Here is a 16866-nt window from a genome sequence, read left to right on the forward strand (position 1 = left end):
TATCGAGTGAACACGGGGGTAAACACTCAGCCAATTCAGGGTTTACTCTCCGGGTCGGTTCTGGGCAATCTCCGTCCCTCCCCTAGAATGGGAGAGGTTGCACTCAGACCATATATGGAAAGGCAATGAGAACAATGCGCGTTATTTTCAACGAGGAGCTGAAGCAGGTAGCCGACGACCTCGACCGCATGGCACAGGAAGTGCGTACGGCGATCCTCGGCGCCGGCAAAGCACTGCTCGAGTCTGATGTCGAGGCAGCCCAGAGCGTCATCGATGGCGATCTGGAGATCGACGCCCTGGAAACCAGCGTCATCAACCAGTGCGTGCAACTGCTGGCCAAGCAGAGCCCCGTGGCGACCGACCTTCGCGTGGTCGTCTCCACGCTGCGTCTGGCCTCCACCTTCGAGCGTATGGGCGATCTGGCCCGTCACGTCGCGGAGATCGCACGCCGTACCTACCCGGAGTCCGCTCTGACGCCGGAGACCCGCGAGGTCTTCTCCCAGATGCAGGCCTTCCTCGACGAGACCACCAAGAAGCTGATCACCGCGCTCGACAACCGCGACGAGAAGCTCGCCGAGCAGCTGATCATCGATGACGACAAGCTCGACGACCTGCACCACGAGGTCTTCGATATCGTCAACGGCGAGAACTGGACCGGCAACACGCAGCAGACCATCGACGTGGTGCTGCTGGGCCGCTTCTACGAGCGTTTCGGCGACCACGCCGTCTCCGTCGCCCGCCGTCTGGTCTACATCGTCTCCGGCTTCGATCCGTCGAAGGCTCCGAAGACCAAGGCCGACTCCTCCGCCAACGACCCGTACCTGGCCGCTCCGGAGAACTGATTTTCTCGGAGCCGAGGCATCGGCTCGCCGAACCACAACAACCGCGATACGAAAGATCCCCGTCGGGCATGGGCCCTGCGGGGATTTTTCGTATCATTCGCCATATCGGCACGGCAACGCATGAAAGAGGCCCGCCGATTCATCTCGGCGGGCCTCTTCGTCAGAGCTTCAGGCCTTCACGGCCGGAAATCACTTGCCCTGGTTGGCAACGGCGGCGGCACCGGCAGCGGCGGCCTCCGGGTCGAGGTACTCGCCACGCGGCTTGATGGGCTTGAAGTTCTCGTCAAGCTCGTAGACCAGCGGGATGGCGGTCGGGATGTTGACCTTGGCGATCTCCTCTTCGGTCAGGCCGTCGAGCATCTTGACGATGGCGCGAAGGCTGTTGCCGTGGGCGGCGATCAGGACGGTCTTGCCGGACTTGAGCTCGGGGATGATCTCGGACTCCCAGTACGGGGTCACGCGGGCCACGACGTTGGCCAGGGCCTCGGTCTCGGGGACCGGGTCGCCGGCGTAACGCGGGTCGTTGTTCTGGGAGTACTGGTCGTTCGGGTCGATCTCGGGCGGCGGGGTGGCGTAGGAACGGCGCCACAGCATGAACTTCTCGTCGCCGAACTCCTGACGGATCTCGGACTTGTTCTTGCCCTGCAGGGCGCCGTAGTGGCGCTCGTTGAGGTGCCAGCTGCGCTTGACGGGGATCCACAGGCGATCAGCGGCGTCAAGGGCGATGTTGGCGGTGTTGATGGCACGACGCAGCAGGGAGGTGAAGACGATGTCCGGAAGGACGTTCTTCTCCTTGAGCAGCTCGCCGCCGCGCTTGGCTTCGGCTTCGCCCTGCTCGGTCAGCGGGACGTCCACCCAGCCGGTGAACTGATTGGTCTTGTTCCATGCGCTCTGTCCGTGACGGAGCAGTACTAGTTTGTAAGTCATAGTTAGCAGTCTAAGCCATTCTTGCGACGAAACTCCACAATCATCCACGCCCGAGGATGACCGGCGGGTGAACTTTTCGACGACCGTCCCATCGCCGAGCCGGCGCCGTCACCAGCCGTCGCCGGCCGCGATGACGTTGAGCGCGACGACGACGGCGAAGACCAGCGTCTGCATGCCGGCATAGCCCAGTGCGCGGCCGAAGTCGCGGCGGGCCATGGCGCGCAGCATGGCCACCGTCGCCGCCGCGAAGGCGAGCCAGGGAATCAGTCCCCACGGCAGCCACGTCATCATCATGACGAGTATGGAGGCCATCCAGTCGACCGCGCAGCACACGGCGAGCGCCGCACGCGAGCCGCGCTCCCCCAGTCGTACGGCCAGTGTGCGCTTGCCGTGCAGCCGGTCGTCGTCGATGTCGCGCAGGTTGTTGATCATCAGCAGCATGACCGCATTGAGACCGACGCATACGGCGGCGTGGATGCCGGTGCCGCTGATGCCGAACTGGCCCTGGTCGAACCAGACCCAGCTCCATTCGGAGCCGTCGCCGGGCGTGGCGAAGTCGATGACGGCGGCGTTCGGGATGCCGATGCCGTCAAGCGACTGGCAGATGGCGTATTGGGTGCCGAGCGTGGCCACAAGACCGAAGAACACGAATACGAAGATCTCGCCGAGGCCGGCGTAGCCATAGGGATGTCTGCCGCCGGTGTAGAACCAGCCGGCGAGCAGGCATACGACGCCGACGGCGATGAACCAGTACTGGCGGGAGACGACGGCGACGGCAAGGCCGCAGATGCAGGCGAGCAGTGCGGCGACGCCGGCGGCGGCGAGTACGGCCTTCGGCTTCACCAGACCGGAGGCGACGAGACGCTGCGGCCTGCCGGTGCCGGATTCGTCGTCGGCGCGATGGGCGTCGGTGCCGCGGACGCCGTCGGAATAGTCGTTGGCGAAGTTGACGGCGATCTGGAGGAACAGCGCGACGCCGGCGCACAGCAGGGTCACGCCGAGGAAGCGCGGCAGTGCGCCGTCGAGGGCGTACCACGGCGTGGCGCAGGGACCGTAGCCGGATTCCATGTCCATCCACACACCTTCGTCGGCGGCGATGCAACGCAGTCCCCAGCCGTCGTATCGGGACAAGACGCTCCATGCCGCGGCGGCGCCGACGACGACCGGTGCGATGGATGCGGGCAGCGTCCGCGGACGCGTGCCGCGCAGCCAGAGTCGTATGTTTGGTTTGGTTCCGCATTTGGTCATGTGCGGCATGATATACCTCCGTCGGGAAGGAGGAGCAAATAAAAAGGCTCCCCCGGGAGGGGGAGCTGGCAAGAGCCGATCGGGCCGAGAGGCGTGGAACCTGTTCGGCCGAATGGCTATCGTGTGGCGCCGTAGGAGCGGAAGAACAGGGCCATGAGGCCGATGTAGACCACGCCGACCGACATGACCAGAATCGCGCCGAGCTGCATGCCCATGGCGTCGGAGGCCAGGCCCATGAGCGGCGGGAAGATAGCGCCGCCGATGAGGCCGATCATCATGAGGCCGGAGACCTCGTTCTGCCGTTCGGGCAGATGCAGCAGGCCGGTGGTGAGCATGATGGAGAACACGTTCGCGTTGCCCATGCCGACGCAGGCGAGGCCCACGTACGCCAGCCACACGGGCATGCCGGAGAGGCCTGAGAACAGCAGGAAGCACACGGATGCAGCCGCCATGAGCCCGCCGCACACGCGCAGCATGGCCTTGCGGCTGAAGCGCTGCAGAAGCACCGATCCGGAGAGACAGCCGAGCGTGCGGAACGCGAAGTAGACGCTGGTGGCGCCGCCGGCGGCCTCGAGGCCGAGCGTGGAATGCTCCATGAGGATCTTCGGGGCGGTGGCGTTGATGCCGACGTCGACGCCGACGTGGCAGACGATGCCGATGAAGCACAGCAGGATGACCGGGTTCCTCAGCAGCGCGAAGCAGCCGGTGATGCTGGTATGGCCGGTGTCGGGCGCGTTCTCCTTGATGTCGTCGAAGCTCAGCATCACATAGGCGAGCACGGCCACGACCAGATAGATGGGGTACAGCAGCCACCACTTGCCGAACGTGACGGCGGCCCAGCCGGCGATCAGCGGTGCGATGAACGAGGCGATGGCCTTGACGAACTGGCCGAAGGTGAGCATGCCGGCGAGCTTCTCGTCATGGGCGAGGTTGCCGACGAGCGGGTTGAGCGAGACCTGCATGAACGTGTTGCCGATGCCGAGCAGGCAGAACGAGACGACGATGAACGCGAGCTGCGCGGCCTTGGCGGGGATGAGGTAGCCGATGATGGGCAGCAGGCAGCCGAGCGCGGTGATGGCGATGCTGACGAGGACGGTGCGGCGGCGGCCGATGCGGTTCATGAGCATGCCGGCCGGCACGGACAGCACGAGGAACCAGAAGAACACCATGGTGGTGAAGATGTTGCTCACCGAATCGGAGAGCCCGAAGTCGGACTGCACGTAGTTGGACGCGGTGCCGACCAGGTCGACGAAGCCCATCACGAAGAACGACATCATGACGGGGACCAGTACGGCGAAGGGGGCGTTGCCGAGCTTGTCGGCCTCGCCTGCGGCGTTCTGAGGCAGGACTTCCTCGGGAACGGTCTGGGAGGTGCTCATCGGTTACTCTTTTCTAGCGTTGCGTGGCGCCGGTGGGCCACGACGGGTCTGCGATGCCGGTAGCGCCTTCATGGGCCCGCCCGCATGAGCATCTGCGGCAAATATGAAGTAACGCCCTTAATCGATTAACGGAGTTTATTTATTGAACGTTCAAACCGCAAATCGTGACACGCTGACGCCGATGTACGGATTCGCCGGACGGAGCGCGAACACACCGCACACACTGCGAAACGCCCCCGGAAACACCTCGAAGCGTCTGCCGAAAAGCAAACGAGGCTCCCCATACAGGGGAGCCTCGCATCGAATCGAATCAGGTCGCCGCACGGGCCGCCGCAACACGGCCCCATGACCTTTCCGCGCGGACTACAGCGCCAGCGGCTTGACCAACGGGAAGGTGATGGTCTCGCGGATGGTGGCGCCGGTCAGGGCGATGAGCAGTCGGTCGATGCCCATGCCCATGCCGCCGGCCGGGGGCATGCCCACGCCGAGGGCCTCGAGGAAGTCCTCGTCGATGTCGCAGGCCTCCTCGTCGCCGGCGAGCGCATCCTTGGCCTGGGCCACGAAACGCTCACGCTGCACGACGGGGTCGTTGAGCTCGGAGTAGCCGGTGGCCAGCTCGAAGCCACGCACATAGAGGTCCCACTTCTCCACGACGCCGGGCTTGGAACGGTGGCCCTTGACCAGCGGGGAGGTCTCGACCGGGAAGTCGCGCACGAAGGTGGGCTCGTAGAGCTTGTCCTCGTAGAAGTGCTCCCACAGGTGCTCGACGAGCTTGCCGTGGTTCTCCACGTCGTCGCGTTCGACGCCGAGCTTGTCGGCGATGGCGCCGAGGTGCTCCACGGAGGTGCCGGGATGCTCGGGGCCGCCGTTGGGCACGATCTCCTCGCCGAGGGCCTCGGAGAGGGAGTCGTACATGCTGATGGTCCTCCATTCGCCACCGAAGTCGTATTCGGTGCCGTCGAGCAGCGTGACCTTGTGCGAACCGTAGACGTCCATGGCGGTCTTCTGCACGAGCTCCTTGACGAGGTCGCCGATGGTGTCGTACGTGCCGTACGCCTGGTAGGCCTCGACCATGGTGAACTCGGGGGCGTGCGTGGCGTCGACGCCTTCGTTGCGGAAGTCGCGGTTGATCTCGAACACGCGGTCGATGCCGCCGACGAGGCAGCGCTTGAGGAACAGCTCCGGCGCGATGCGCAGGTAGAGGTCGAGGTCGAACGCGTTCATGTGCGTGGTGAACGGACGGGCCGCGGCGCCGCCGTGCACGGTCTGCAGCATCGGGGTCTCCACCTCGATGAAGTCGTGGCCGGCGAAGGTGTGACGCAGCGAGGCGACGGCCTTGGAGCGGTTGCGCACCATGTTGCGGATGTTCTCGTCGGCGATCATGCCGATGTAGGGCTTGCGGGTGCGGGTGTCCTCGTTGAGGTCCTTGTGCAGGGCGGGCAGCGGCTGCAGCGCCTTGGAGGCGATGGCCCACTCGGTGGCGAACACGGAGAGCTCGCCCGTCTTGGAGGCGATCACGCGGCCGCGGATGTACAGGTGGTCGCCGAGGTCGACGAGCTGCTTGAACTGCTTGAGCGAATCGGCGCCGATCTCGCGCTTGGAGATCATGCCCTGGATCTTGGTGCCGTCGCCGGCGGAGAGCTGCACGAAGCACAGGCCGCCCGCGTTGCGCAGGAACAGCACGCGTCCGGCGATGCCGACCACGTCCTCGGTCTCGTCGCCGGCCTCGAGCTTGCCGTCGTACTTGGCGCGCACGGCCTCGATGGTGTCGGTCACGTCAAGATGGACCGGGTAGGGCTCCATGCCGCTGTTGAGCATCATGGCGCGCTTGGCGACGCGCATCTGCACCTGCTCGGAGTGGGCGAGCGGGCCGAATTCCTTGTTGGAGGGGTCGACGGCGTCATCGAGGGAGGCGCCGTTCCTCACGCGCTCGGTGATGGCGGCGTCCTGCTTGAGGAGCATCTCGGCGCGTTCGACGGTGGTCATGCGGGGGGTGGATTCCTGCTCGTTCTCGGCGGAATCAGCGATGGGAGTGTTCTCATTCGACTCAGTCATATCATCACAGTGTAGCGATGCGGCGATACACAGTCCCTCCGTCCACGAACACCTGAGTTTTGTGGTTTTTCACGGTCGGCGCGAAGCTTTTCGAGGCGAATGGGGCCTGATTCGGACGCGCCGGGTCACGGAAAACCGCAAAAACCGACCGCCCGCAGGTACGAATCCGCGAAATCATGCGCGACACGCCGATGTTTTGCCATAAATGACGACTCGTGTAATATCTATCGAGGTCTTACGGGCTGTAGCGCAGCTTGGTAGCGCGCTTCGTTCGGGACGAAGAGGCCGCGGGTTCAAATCCCGCCAGCCCGACCAGACAAAAACCCCGCTCATTGCGAGCGGGGTTTTTCATTATCTTCGCAACAGGCATCACGTCATTCGGATACCAGGAATCCGATGTCAGGGAAAAGACACCACACACCCCGGAAGAGGCATCATGAAGAAGAGTCTTATCGCACTGGCGTTCGGCGCATTCGCCCTCGGCGCCGCGGAGTTCGTGATGATGGGCATCCTCTCGCAGGCCGCCCGCGACATGCACGTCACCATCCCCCAGGCCGGCAACTTCATCTCCGCCTATGCCATCGGCGTATGCGCCGGCACGCTCATCCTCGTCTTCGGACGGCGCATACCTCCGAAGCGACTCATCCTGCTGTTCATGGCGCTGGTCGTCATCGGCAATGCGCTGTCCGCGTTCTCCGTCAGCGCCGGCATGCTCGTCGTCGCCCGCTTCATCTCGGGCCTGCCGCACGGCGCGTTCTTCGGCACGGCCACGCTCATCGCCAAGACCGTGGCCGACAAGGGCAGGGAGGCGCAGTCCGTCTCCATCATGGTGGCCGGTCAGACCATCGCCAACATGCTCGGCGTGCCCGCCGGCACCATGCTCGGCGAATTCCTCTCCTGGCGGCTCGCATTCGGCGCGCTCGCCGCATGGGCGGCCGTCACCATCGCGCTCGTGCTCGCCTGGATTCCGGCGCTGCCCGCCGTGAAGGACGTCGGCCTGGCCGGCCAGTTCGAGTTCCTGCGCAGGCGCGGCCCCTGGCTCATCCTCGCCGCCGTGTTCCTCGGCAATTCCGGCGTGTTCTGCTGGTGGAGCTACGTCTCCCCCTGGCTGACCAACGTCGGCGGATACGCCTCCGGCCTCGTGCCGATGCTCATGATGCTCGCCGGTCTCGGCATGGTCGTCGGCGGACTCATCGGCGGCAGGATCTGCGACGCGTGGCGCTACGCCGGCACCGCCGCCCTCGGCCAGAGCATCTCCATGCTCGGTCTCGTCATCATCTTCCTCGTTCCCGGCGGCCACCTCGGCACCGCCGTCATGACGTTCGTCGTGGCGTTCGGCCTGTTCTTCGTCTCCTCGCCGCAGCAGCTGCTCATGGCCAACGCCGGCAAGGGCGGCGGCGAGCTCATCGGCGGCGCCGCCGTGCAGGTGGCGTTCAATTTCGGCAACGCCGTCGGCTCCATCATCGGCGGCGCGGCGCTGAACGCCACCGGCATGGACTATCACTATCCCGCGCTGGCGGGCGCGCCGCTGGCGCTGCTGGCCGTCGTCTGCCTCGCCGTGTATTCGGTGCGCCACGAAACCAACACCGGCGCCTACGAACGCATGCGCCGCATCGAGGTGTGATATTACCGCCGCATCCCTTCGCTGTGGGTAATATCACACCGTTTTCACGCCCCTCCCCTGTTTCCCGAGCCCGCCGACATCTAGACTTGACGTGGATATGACAACCCGTTATCGATCACCGAAATCAAGGGGGATGCATGGGCAACGAAGCGTTTGACGTCAATGGTTTCATTCAGGGTCTCGACGCGATCTTCTCCGCGCACGACGCGGCCACGAAGGCCGAGCCGTATCTGCTGGATTCGCTGGCCGAGGCGCGTCGGCTCGCCGACGACGCCGGCCAGCTGACCGTCATCAACGAACTGCTGGGATTCTACCGTTCGCAGGGCCGACACGACGACAACCTGCCGCTGGTGAAGGAGTCGCTGGAACTGGCGAAGCGCATGGGGCTCGAAGGCAGCGACGCGTGGGCGACGACGCTCATCAACGCGGCCACGGCAACGCGTGCGGCCGGCAAGTACGACGAGGCCGAGAAGCTCTACCGCGAGGCGTTGGAGTCCAGTGAGAAGACGCTGCCGCCGACAGACCGTCGTCTGGCCGCGCTGCACAACAATCTGTCGATCCTCTATTCCGAGACGAACCGCCTGGAACCGGCCGAGCAGGAATTGCGCAAGGCGCTGTCGATTCTCGAATCGTCGAGCGTGAACGCGACCGAGGATGTGGACGTGGCATCCACGCACACGAACCTCGCGCTGATCCTCATGAACGAGGGACGTGACGACGAAGCGCTGAAACACGCGGCCGAGGCGCTGCGCATCTACAAGCGCGGGCATCTGGAGAACAGCGCCCACTTCGCGTCGGCCCTGGCCGGCTACGCGCAGGCCTGCTTCCACGCCGGCGACCTGGCGAACGCGGTGCGCGCCTACCGCAAGTCGCTGGCCGTGATCGAGGAATGCTACGGCCACAACGACTACTACACAATCACAAAGGAGAACCTCGACAGCGTGGAAGCGGCCGCGGCCAAGGCCGGCGTCGCCGTGCCGGCCGACGACGGCTCCGACTTCTGGGATGACGAAGGCTCGCGGTTCGCCGACGATTCGACGACCGCGACGAAACTGGCGGGCGCGGCGCAGTCGTTCGACTGGCATGTGGACAAGGAACGGCAGGCGATGACGTCGTCGGCCGCACAGGCCGCGCCGGCGGCCGCGGGCGCCGAGAACACGGCGGCTCCGAGCGTGCCGGCCGCCAAGCCCGTCGCCACGGCCCGACCGGCCATCACCGGGCTGAAGCTGGCGAAGGAATACTGGAAGAACTGCGGCAAGCCGATGATCGCCGACCGCTATCCGGAATACAAGGGCCGCATCGCCGCCGGCCTGGTCGGCCACGGTTCGGAATGCTACGGATTCGACGACGAGATCTCGCAGGACCATGACTTCGGCCCGCGTTTCTGCATGTGGCTGACCGACGAGGACTACGCGAAGATCGGCGAGCAGCTGCAGCATGACTACGAGACGCTGCTGCCGAAGGAGTTCATGGGCTTCACGGTGAAGGGCGCCGATTCGGCGACGCCGCGCGCGCAGGGCGCGGGCCGCCGCGAGGGCGCGTTCTCCATCGGCGACTTCTTCGAGGGCATCACCGGCTATCGCGAGGCGCCCGGCGACGATCCCGCCAAGGCGCACGAGTGGCTGATGCTTGACGAGGCGACACTGGCCGCCGCGACCAACGGCCAGATCTTCGCCGACCCGCTCGGCGCGTTCTCCAAGACGCGTCAGGGATTCAAGGACATGCCCGACGACGTGCGCATCGCGCTGATCTCGCGCCGCATCGGCATGATCTCGCAGGCCGGGCAGTACAACTTCCCGCGCATGATCAAGCGCGGCGACGGCGCAGCCGCCTGGCTGTCCATCGAGGAGTTCGTCAAGGCGGTCTCGTCGTTCGTGTACCTCATCAACGAACCGATCACCGTGGGGTATCTGCCGTACTACAAGTGGCAGTTCGCCGCACTGCGCAAGCTGTGCCGCGGACCGGTCACGCGCATGGACGACGCGGCCGAGCAGCTGGAGACGCTGCTTCGGCTCTCCTCGGCGGCCTGCTTCGGCGGCGCCGGATTCGGCGAGGGCGGCAAGGGCGCGGGCCCGGTCGTCAGGCAGGTGACGGAGGTCATCGACCACCTGTGCGCCGAGGTGCTTACGGAGCTGCGCCGCGACGGACTGACCCGCAGCGACGAGACGTTCCTCGAATGGCAGCGCCCGTACGTGGAGGAGCACATCACCAACCCCTGGCTCAAGAGCCTGTAACGCGGTTTGGTAGGGCTCCCCTCAGTCGGCTGGCGCCGACAGCTCCCCTCCGCCGGGAGGGGAGCCAATGAAGATGGAACTTCTGCTCCAGATCCCCACCGGCTCCCCGCCGAGGCCGAAATGCCCTTCCCCATTGGCTCCCCTCGTTGAGGGGAGCTGGCCGCCGAAGGCGGACTGAGGGGAGTCCACCATGCCCATCCGTCCACTTCAGCTTCATCACATTTCACAATCCAAGGAGATTCCGTTGTCCGAAGCAACCAACGCAACCCACGAAAGCGCCGACCACACGCTCACCAGCACGCTGTGGTACGACGAACAGAGCGACATCAACGAGCAGGCGCATAAGGCCGAACTCATCGTGCGCCACGAATGGAACCAGTTCCAGGAGGTCAACAACCAAGGAGGCCGCGCCAACTGCCAGGGCAACTGGCCGACGTTCCATCAGATGCGCATCAGCCAGTTCCTCACCTGGCGCATCGACCTGCTCGACAGCTACGCGCAGGACCTCGACGACGCCGACAAGGACGGCCGCAATCTGCTGACCGAGAAGTACGCGCGCATGATGGAATCCACCGAGCCGGAACGCTATCATGCCGAGCTCGAGCCCTCGCTGCCGAAGCTCGACCATGAGCGCGTGGAGGCACAGGAGGCCGTCATCAAACAGCAGGTGCAGTGGGCGCGCGAGTTCCGCGAGCGCTACCCGAAGCTCGGCGAGGCGATGCGCGTGCTGACCACCGACCAGGACGAAATCGGCACGACGTCGTTCGAGACGTATCTGCGCGGCGAGCTCGGCACGTATTCCGACCGCACGTTCCACAAGTACGCGCTGATGATCATCGACCTGCGCAACGCGGGCGTGAACATCACCGAGCAGACCATCGCCACGACGGTGATTCTCGGCGGCTTCGACGGCCTCGACGAGGCGGAAGCCGCGCAATAGTCCCGCAGCCGCGTCCGTACGGGCCGGGGCCGGTATCATACGGCCCCGGCCCAATGCGTCCGACGGTCCACGGACGCGAATCGGCAGGGCCATCCCGACCGATAGGGTTTTCCTATATGTGGAATAGGTATTCACTTGGGAGGCAATCTGACCTATGATGAGACTGTTCTCACCAATCAGAGCGTTGCCGCCCTTCCCCGCGATTACGTCACGACCATGAAGACCATGGCACAGGTGTATGTGCACAAGCGGGCATGACGGCGAGGCTCCCTACATGCTAAGGAGCATGATGCTGAACAACGAATATCTCAAGCGCGTCTACGATCAGGTGGAGCAGCGCGATGGTGACCAGCCGGAGTTCCTGCAGGCCGTTCGCGAGGTCTTCGAATCCCTCGAGCCGGTCGTCGAGAAGCACCCCGAATACGAGAAGAACGGCGTTCTCGAGCGCATCGTCGAGCCCGAGCGCATCGTCAAGTTCCGTGTCGCCTGGATCGACGACGAAGGCAAGGTGCAGGTGAACCGCGGCTACCGTGTTCAGTTCAACTCCGCCATCGGACCGTACAAGGGCGGCCTGCGCTTCCACCCGACCGTCAACGAGGGCGTCATCAAGTTCCTCGGCTTCGAGCAGATTCTGAAGAACAGCCTGACCACGCTGCCGATGGGTGGCGGCAAGGGCGGCTCCGACTTCAACCCGAAGGGCCGTTCCGACGCCGAGGTCATGCGCTTCTGCCAGGCCTTCATGACCGAACTGTGCCGTCACATCGGCCAGTTCACCGACGTCCCGGCCGGCGACATCAACGTGGGCGGTCGCGAGATCGGCTACCTGTTCGGCCAGTACAAGCGCATCCGCGACGAATACTCCGGCGTGCTCACCGGCAAGGGCCTGGAGTTCGGCGGCTCGCTCGCCCGCACCGAGGCCACCGGCTACGGCGTGTGCTACTACACGCAGGAGGCCCTGCGCGTGCTGAAGAACGATTCGTTCGAAGGCAAGACCGTCGTGATCTCCGGCTCCGGCAACGTGGCCATCTACGCCGCGCAGAAGGCCGAGCAGCTGGGCGCCAAGGTCGTCACCGTCTCCGACTCCAACGGCTACGTCTACGATCCGAACGGCATCAACGTCGACGTGGTCAAGCAGATCAAGGAGGTCGAGCGCGGCCGCATCAAGGAGTACGCCGAGCGCGTTCCGGGCGCCGAATACCACGAGGGCTGCTCCGGCGTGTGGACCGTGAAGTGCGACATCGCCCTGCCGTGCGCCACGCAGAACGAGATCGACGAGGAGTCCGCGAAGGCTCTGGTCGCCAATGGCGTGCAGGCCGTGGTCGAGGGCGCCAACATGCCGTCGACCCCGGAGGCCATCGCCGTCTACCAGGACGCCGGCCTGCTGTACGGCCCGGCCAAGGCCGCGAACGCAGGCGGCGTCGCCGTCTCCGGCCTCGAGATGAGCCAGAACAGCTACCGTCTCTCCTGGACGTTCGACGAGGTCGACGCCAAGCTGAAGAACATCATGGAGACCATCGTCGCCGAGTCCCTGGCCGCCGCCAAGGAATACGGCCACGAGGGCGACCTCATGCTCGGCGCCAACGCCGCCGGCTTCGTCAAGGTCGCCAACGCCATGGTCGCCCAGGGCGTGCTGTGATCAACGCATCCATCGCCCTTCGGCGATCGGCGACGCTCCCTCTGGTCTTGAATTGATTTCATAACCAGAGCCCCGCCCATCAAACGCAACGTGTGGCTGCCAAGACCGGTTCTCGGCAGCCACACGCATATTTCGCGACAAGCACCCCCTGAATATCGGCCACGTTAATTGAATAAAGATTCAGAAAGGGGACACCGAACATTCAGGTTCTCGAACACTCGTCGTAATACAGTGAGGAAGTATGACCCTTCGATTTCGCGAGAACGGCACGTTCCGTGTGCTGCAGATGGCCGACATCCAGGACGGCCCGAACGTCAACGAGGACACGATCCGCCTGATTCGCGAGGCCATCGCGGTTGCCGACCCGGACCTCATCGTGCTCACCGGCGACCAAATCCGCGGATACGATCCCGCCTTCATCGACACGTTCCTGCGTCGGCGCGGCGACCGGCCGGGCGCGCACGTGCGCTCGGTCACGAAGTTCGAGGCGGCCGTGCAGGGCGTGCACCCCGAGGATGTCGACGCCGTGACGGCCATGAACCATACGCGTGAGAAGGTGCGCGAGGCGTTCGCCTCGTTCCTCGAGCCGGCCACGACCGCCGGCGTGCCGTTCGCCGCCACCTACGGCAACCATGACTTTCAATGCGGCGTGCTCGCCGACGAGCAGGACGACATGTACCGCGAATTCCCCGGCTGCCTGAACCCGCGCAGCACTCCCGACGCCCCAAGCGCGCTGGCGGCCGATCACGCGAATCCATTGGCCTGCGAGCCGGGCACGTTCGCTCTGCCGGTCGAAGCCTCCGACGGCGGCGGACGCATCGCCATGAGCGTGATGATGGTGAACTCCGGCGACTATGCCGGCGAGGCGGGCGCCGAGGACGGCGAGCCCGGCCCCTACGTGGAAAACGACGAGACGGCGAGGGAGCAGCATCCCATCACCTTCAGCCTGTATGCGAACCATTCGCGCGCCATCGACCTCGCCGACAGCGCCGGCTACGGCTCCCCCAGCCCCGAGGCACTGCAATGGCTCGGCGACGTCCAGCGGCATCTTGGCGAGCGCAACGGCGACGGCCAACCGGTGCCGGCGATCGCGTTCCAGCACATCCCCCCGCAGGAGTTCTACCAGTGCCTGCGCGAGGTCCCCGCATGGACGCCGTACGCGGTGGAGGGCGCCCGCGCCTTCGCCGGCAAATGCTATCTGCTCGACGAATCGAAATGCCGTCCCGGTTCGATGCTTGGCGAAGCCATCGGCTGCGCCGACACGAACTGCGGCGAGGTGGCGGCCATGCGCGAGGCCGGCGGCTATTTCGCCCTGTTCGCCGGCCATGATCACAAGAATGCGTTCGTCGGCCGCGTCGACGGCTTCGACCTCGGCTATGCGCCGACCTGCGGCTTCACGTCATATGGTCCGAAGTCGGCGCTTCGCGGCATCCGCCTGTTCACGTTCCATGAGGATAATCCGGCCGCATACGACACCCGCATGCTCACGTACGGTGAGCTTATCGGCCGGCACAGCGGCAACGAGGTGCGCGTGTTCGTCGGCGACCATCTGGTGACCGACGGTGCCTCGCTGCGCAACGAGCTGCGCAAGCCGAAGGTCGCGGCGACGGTCGCGTTCTCCGGCGCCGCGCTCGCCCACGTCATCTGGCATGGGTTGATTCGGCGTCGGCACTGACCGACGCTAGAGCCTTACGCCCGCCTGCGCCAGCTGCGTGCGGGCGTCCATAGCGTTGACGAACACGAACGACCGGAATCCGGCGTCCCGTGCCGCCTCCACGTTCCACGGCTTGTCGTCGATGAACACCGACCGCGCGGGGTCGACGTTGAACCGTTCGGCGGCCAGCTCGTAAATGCTCCGGTCCGGTTTCTTGAGGCGTTCGACCGACGAGACGACCACGTCGTTCAGCAGCCGCATCGCCGGATACCGCGCCTGCGCGTATTCGACCGCGTCGGCGGTGAAGTTCGTCAATCCCCATGTGGGGATGCCGCGCGTATGCAGCAGTTCGAGCAGTGTATCCATGCCGGGAATCATGCCGCGGAAGGCGAGCTCGCGATGGGCGAGGTACAGATCGAATGCGTTCTCGTCCGGGGCGCCCTGATGATGACTGCGATAGTCGGCGGCCGCTTCGTCGGCGTCCATGCCGCCGTCAAGCAGGCCGTCGTAATGCCAGAATCCATGGTCGGCGTCCTCATCGTAGAACCGCTTCCATACGTCGACGGACGACTGTTCGGCGAACAGATCGTAGGTGCCGCCCTTGGGATCCCATTGCAGCAGCACGTCGCAGAAATCGAAGATGACGTTGATGTCGTCGGATTTACGGCTTTTCGGCGTATATGGCATGGAATCCCCCTGATATCGGTTGCTACTAGGCCACTGTACTCCCTGCCGGCGTTCGCTCTTTTCGTCGGTCCGTAACGAGCGAACGAAAAAGGCTCCCGGGCGAAAGACCCGGGAGCCATTGGCGGACAGGGCGAGATTCGAACTCGCGGAAGCTTGCGCTTCAACGGTTTTCAAGACCGTCTCTTTAGACCGCTCAGACACCTGTCCATGTGATGCGCGGACGCCGCAGGCGACATCCGCGTGAAAGCACGCGTTACATCATAATCCATAACGCTGGTTTCGACAAACCAAATCGTCGATATCGACGGTTTCCTCGCGCAAATCGTCGCAATCAGGGCGGGAAAACGACAAGTCGGACGAGGAAACCACCGGATTACGACTTCGCGGCAGCAGCCTCGCGACGCTTGAGGTCGGAGTTCAGCCATACGGCGGTCAGCCACGCGCATACGGCGAAGACGGCGCCGAACGGACCGAGCCAGCGCAGGCCGACATGGTCGGTCACGAGACTGCCGACGGCGGAGCCGAGCGCGATGCCGATGTTGAACGACATGGAGTTGAACGACGAGGCGAGGTTCAGCGAGCCGGGATGGGTGGCGGCGGCCACGTCCATGTACAGCACCTGCGAGGCGGTGTTCTGCAGATACATGAGGAAGCCGAGCACCAGCAGCACCACGCAGCCGATGACGCCGTTCATCACGGCGAACGGCAGCGCGACCATGAACACCGCCTGGATCAGATAGATCGGACGGCCCTTGACCAACGGCACGACGCCGCGGCCGCGGTCGCCGAGCCTGCCGCCGTACAGGTTGCTGGCGAGGCAGGCCACGCCGTATGCGGCCAGCGCAAGAGAGATGTACCGCGCGGGGATGCCGATCTCCTGTTCGAGGATCGGCGTGAGATACGTATAGAACACGTACGTGGATGCGGCGGCGAACACGACGGCGAGGATGCCGCCCCAGATGCGCTTTTCGGTGAAGATGAAGAACTGCGCGAGGAAGCGCGACTTCGGACCGTAGTGGTTCTTCGGCAGCACGATGCACATGATGACGATGAGCACGACGGTGAGGATGTTGATGACGTGGAACGACCAGCGCCAGCCGAACGTGTTCGCGATGGACGTGCCGATCGGCACGCCGAACACGGAGGCGATGGAGAAGCCGGAGAACACCCAGGCCACGAATTTCGTGCGGTTCTTCTGCGTGGCCACGTCGTCGGCGAAGGTCATGGAGATGGCGACCGTGGTGCCGGAGATCAGCGCGATGACGATTCGCGCGGCAACGAGCATGCCGTATCCGACGGCGAACGCGCACATGAGATTGCCGATGAGAAAGACCACGGCGAGGAAGAGGAGCGTGCGGAAGCGTTCGAACCGCGAGCTGATGGACGCGCCGATCGGGGTCGCCGGCGCGTAGACGAACGCGAACAGGGACACGAGGCCGCCTACGGTGGTCAGCGACACGTTGAGCCCTTCGGCGATGTCGGGCAGGATGCCGACGATGATGAATTCGCTCATGCCGAGCAGGAAGCTCATCGAGACCAGCGAGATGACCGGCAGCGTGAAGAACCGGTCGTCACGAAGGGCGGGACGGCCCGCGGATGCGGCGGACTTCGCCGCGGCCTTGGACGATTCGCTCTTGACG

The 16866-nt window shown here is 64.8% G+C and carries 12 protein-coding genes and 2 tRNA genes; 7 read left to right on the forward strand and 7 right to left on the reverse strand.

Annotated elements, in window-relative coordinates; translation table 11 throughout:
• The first annotated feature begins 134 nt into the window (after positions 1-134).
• Positions 135-842 (forward strand): phosphate signaling complex protein PhoU, encoded by a 708-nt coding sequence (phoU, locus tag CS006_RS01620; protein WP_100510038.1) that lies wholly within the window; start codon positions 135-137, stop codon positions 840-842.
• 189 nt (positions 843-1031) lie between these two features.
• On the opposite strand, the gene CS006_RS01625 is transcribed toward phoU, so the two are convergent.
• The 4 genes from CS006_RS01625 to lysS form a co-directional block, all read right to left on the reverse strand.
• A complete protein-coding gene (locus tag CS006_RS01625) occupies positions 1032-1769 on the reverse strand; it encodes a phosphoglyceromutase (RefSeq protein ID WP_100510039.1) in 738 nt (245 codons plus the stop codon).
• Positions 1770-1877: 108 nt separating this feature from the next.
• On the reverse strand, positions 1878-3026 hold the full coding sequence (gene menA / locus CS006_RS01630) for a 1,4-dihydroxy-2-naphthoate octaprenyltransferase (RefSeq protein WP_100510040.1): 1149 nt from the start codon (positions 3024-3026) through the stop codon (positions 1878-1880).
• 107 nt (positions 3027-3133) lie between these two features.
• Positions 3134-4396 carry an MFS transporter gene (locus CS006_RS01635; RefSeq protein ID WP_100510041.1) on the reverse strand — a complete coding sequence of 421 codons (1263 nt, stop codon included), beginning with the start codon at positions 4394-4396 and terminating at the stop codon, positions 3134-3136.
• Positions 4397-4759: 363 nt separating this feature from the next.
• Entirely contained in the window at positions 4760-6451 is a 1692-nt protein-coding gene (gene lysS / locus CS006_RS01640; RefSeq protein WP_100510042.1) for a lysine--tRNA ligase, read from the reverse strand.
• Between the two features lie 238 nt (positions 6452-6689).
• On the opposite strand from lysS, the gene CS006_RS01645 reads away from it, so the two are divergent.
• From CS006_RS01645 to CS006_RS01670, 6 genes are all read left to right on the forward strand, one after another.
• A tRNA-Pro gene (locus tag CS006_RS01645) sits at positions 6690-6766 on the forward strand.
• A gap of 121 nt (positions 6767-6887) precedes the next feature.
• Positions 6888-8075 (forward strand): MFS transporter, encoded by a 1188-nt coding sequence (locus tag CS006_RS01650; RefSeq protein ID WP_100510043.1) that lies wholly within the window; start codon positions 6888-6890, stop codon positions 8073-8075.
• A 137-nt stretch (positions 8076-8212) separates the two neighbouring features.
• A complete protein-coding gene (locus CS006_RS01655) occupies positions 8213-10309 on the forward strand; it encodes a DUF4037 domain-containing protein (RefSeq protein WP_100510044.1) in 2097 nt (698 codons plus the stop codon).
• Positions 10310-10553: 244 nt separating this feature from the next.
• Positions 10554-11249, forward strand: a complete 696-nt coding sequence (locus tag CS006_RS01660; RefSeq protein ID WP_423734818.1) for a DUF4125 family protein — start codon at positions 10554-10556, stop codon at positions 11247-11249.
• Positions 11250-11538: 289 nt separating this feature from the next.
• On the forward strand, positions 11539-12885 hold the full coding sequence (gdhA, locus tag CS006_RS01665) for an NADP-specific glutamate dehydrogenase (protein ID WP_100510447.1): 1347 nt from the start codon (positions 11539-11541) through the stop codon (positions 12883-12885).
• 241 nt (positions 12886-13126) lie between these two features.
• A complete protein-coding gene (locus CS006_RS01670; RefSeq protein WP_100510046.1) occupies positions 13127-14560 on the forward strand; it encodes a metallophosphoesterase in 1434 nt (477 codons plus the stop codon).
• Positions 14561-14566: 6 nt separating this feature from the next.
• On the opposite strand, the gene CS006_RS01675 is transcribed toward CS006_RS01670, so the two are convergent.
• The 3 genes from CS006_RS01675 to CS006_RS01685 form a co-directional block, all read right to left on the reverse strand.
• Positions 14567-15226, reverse strand: coding sequence for an HAD family hydrolase (locus CS006_RS01675; protein ID WP_100510047.1), 660 nt, complete (start codon positions 15224-15226; stop codon positions 14567-14569).
• Positions 15227-15345: 119 nt separating this feature from the next.
• A tRNA-Ser gene (locus tag CS006_RS01680) sits at positions 15346-15433 on the reverse strand.
• A gap of 166 nt (positions 15434-15599) precedes the next feature.
• On the reverse strand, positions 15600-16757 hold the full coding sequence (locus tag CS006_RS01685; RefSeq protein WP_341476066.1) for an MFS transporter: 1158 nt from the start codon (positions 16755-16757) through the stop codon (positions 15600-15602).
• Positions 16758-16866 lie beyond the last annotated feature (109 nt).

The organism is Bifidobacterium primatium (assembly GCF_002802875.1).
Lineage (GTDB): Bacteria > Actinomycetota > Actinomycetes > Actinomycetales > Bifidobacteriaceae > Galliscardovia > Galliscardovia primatium.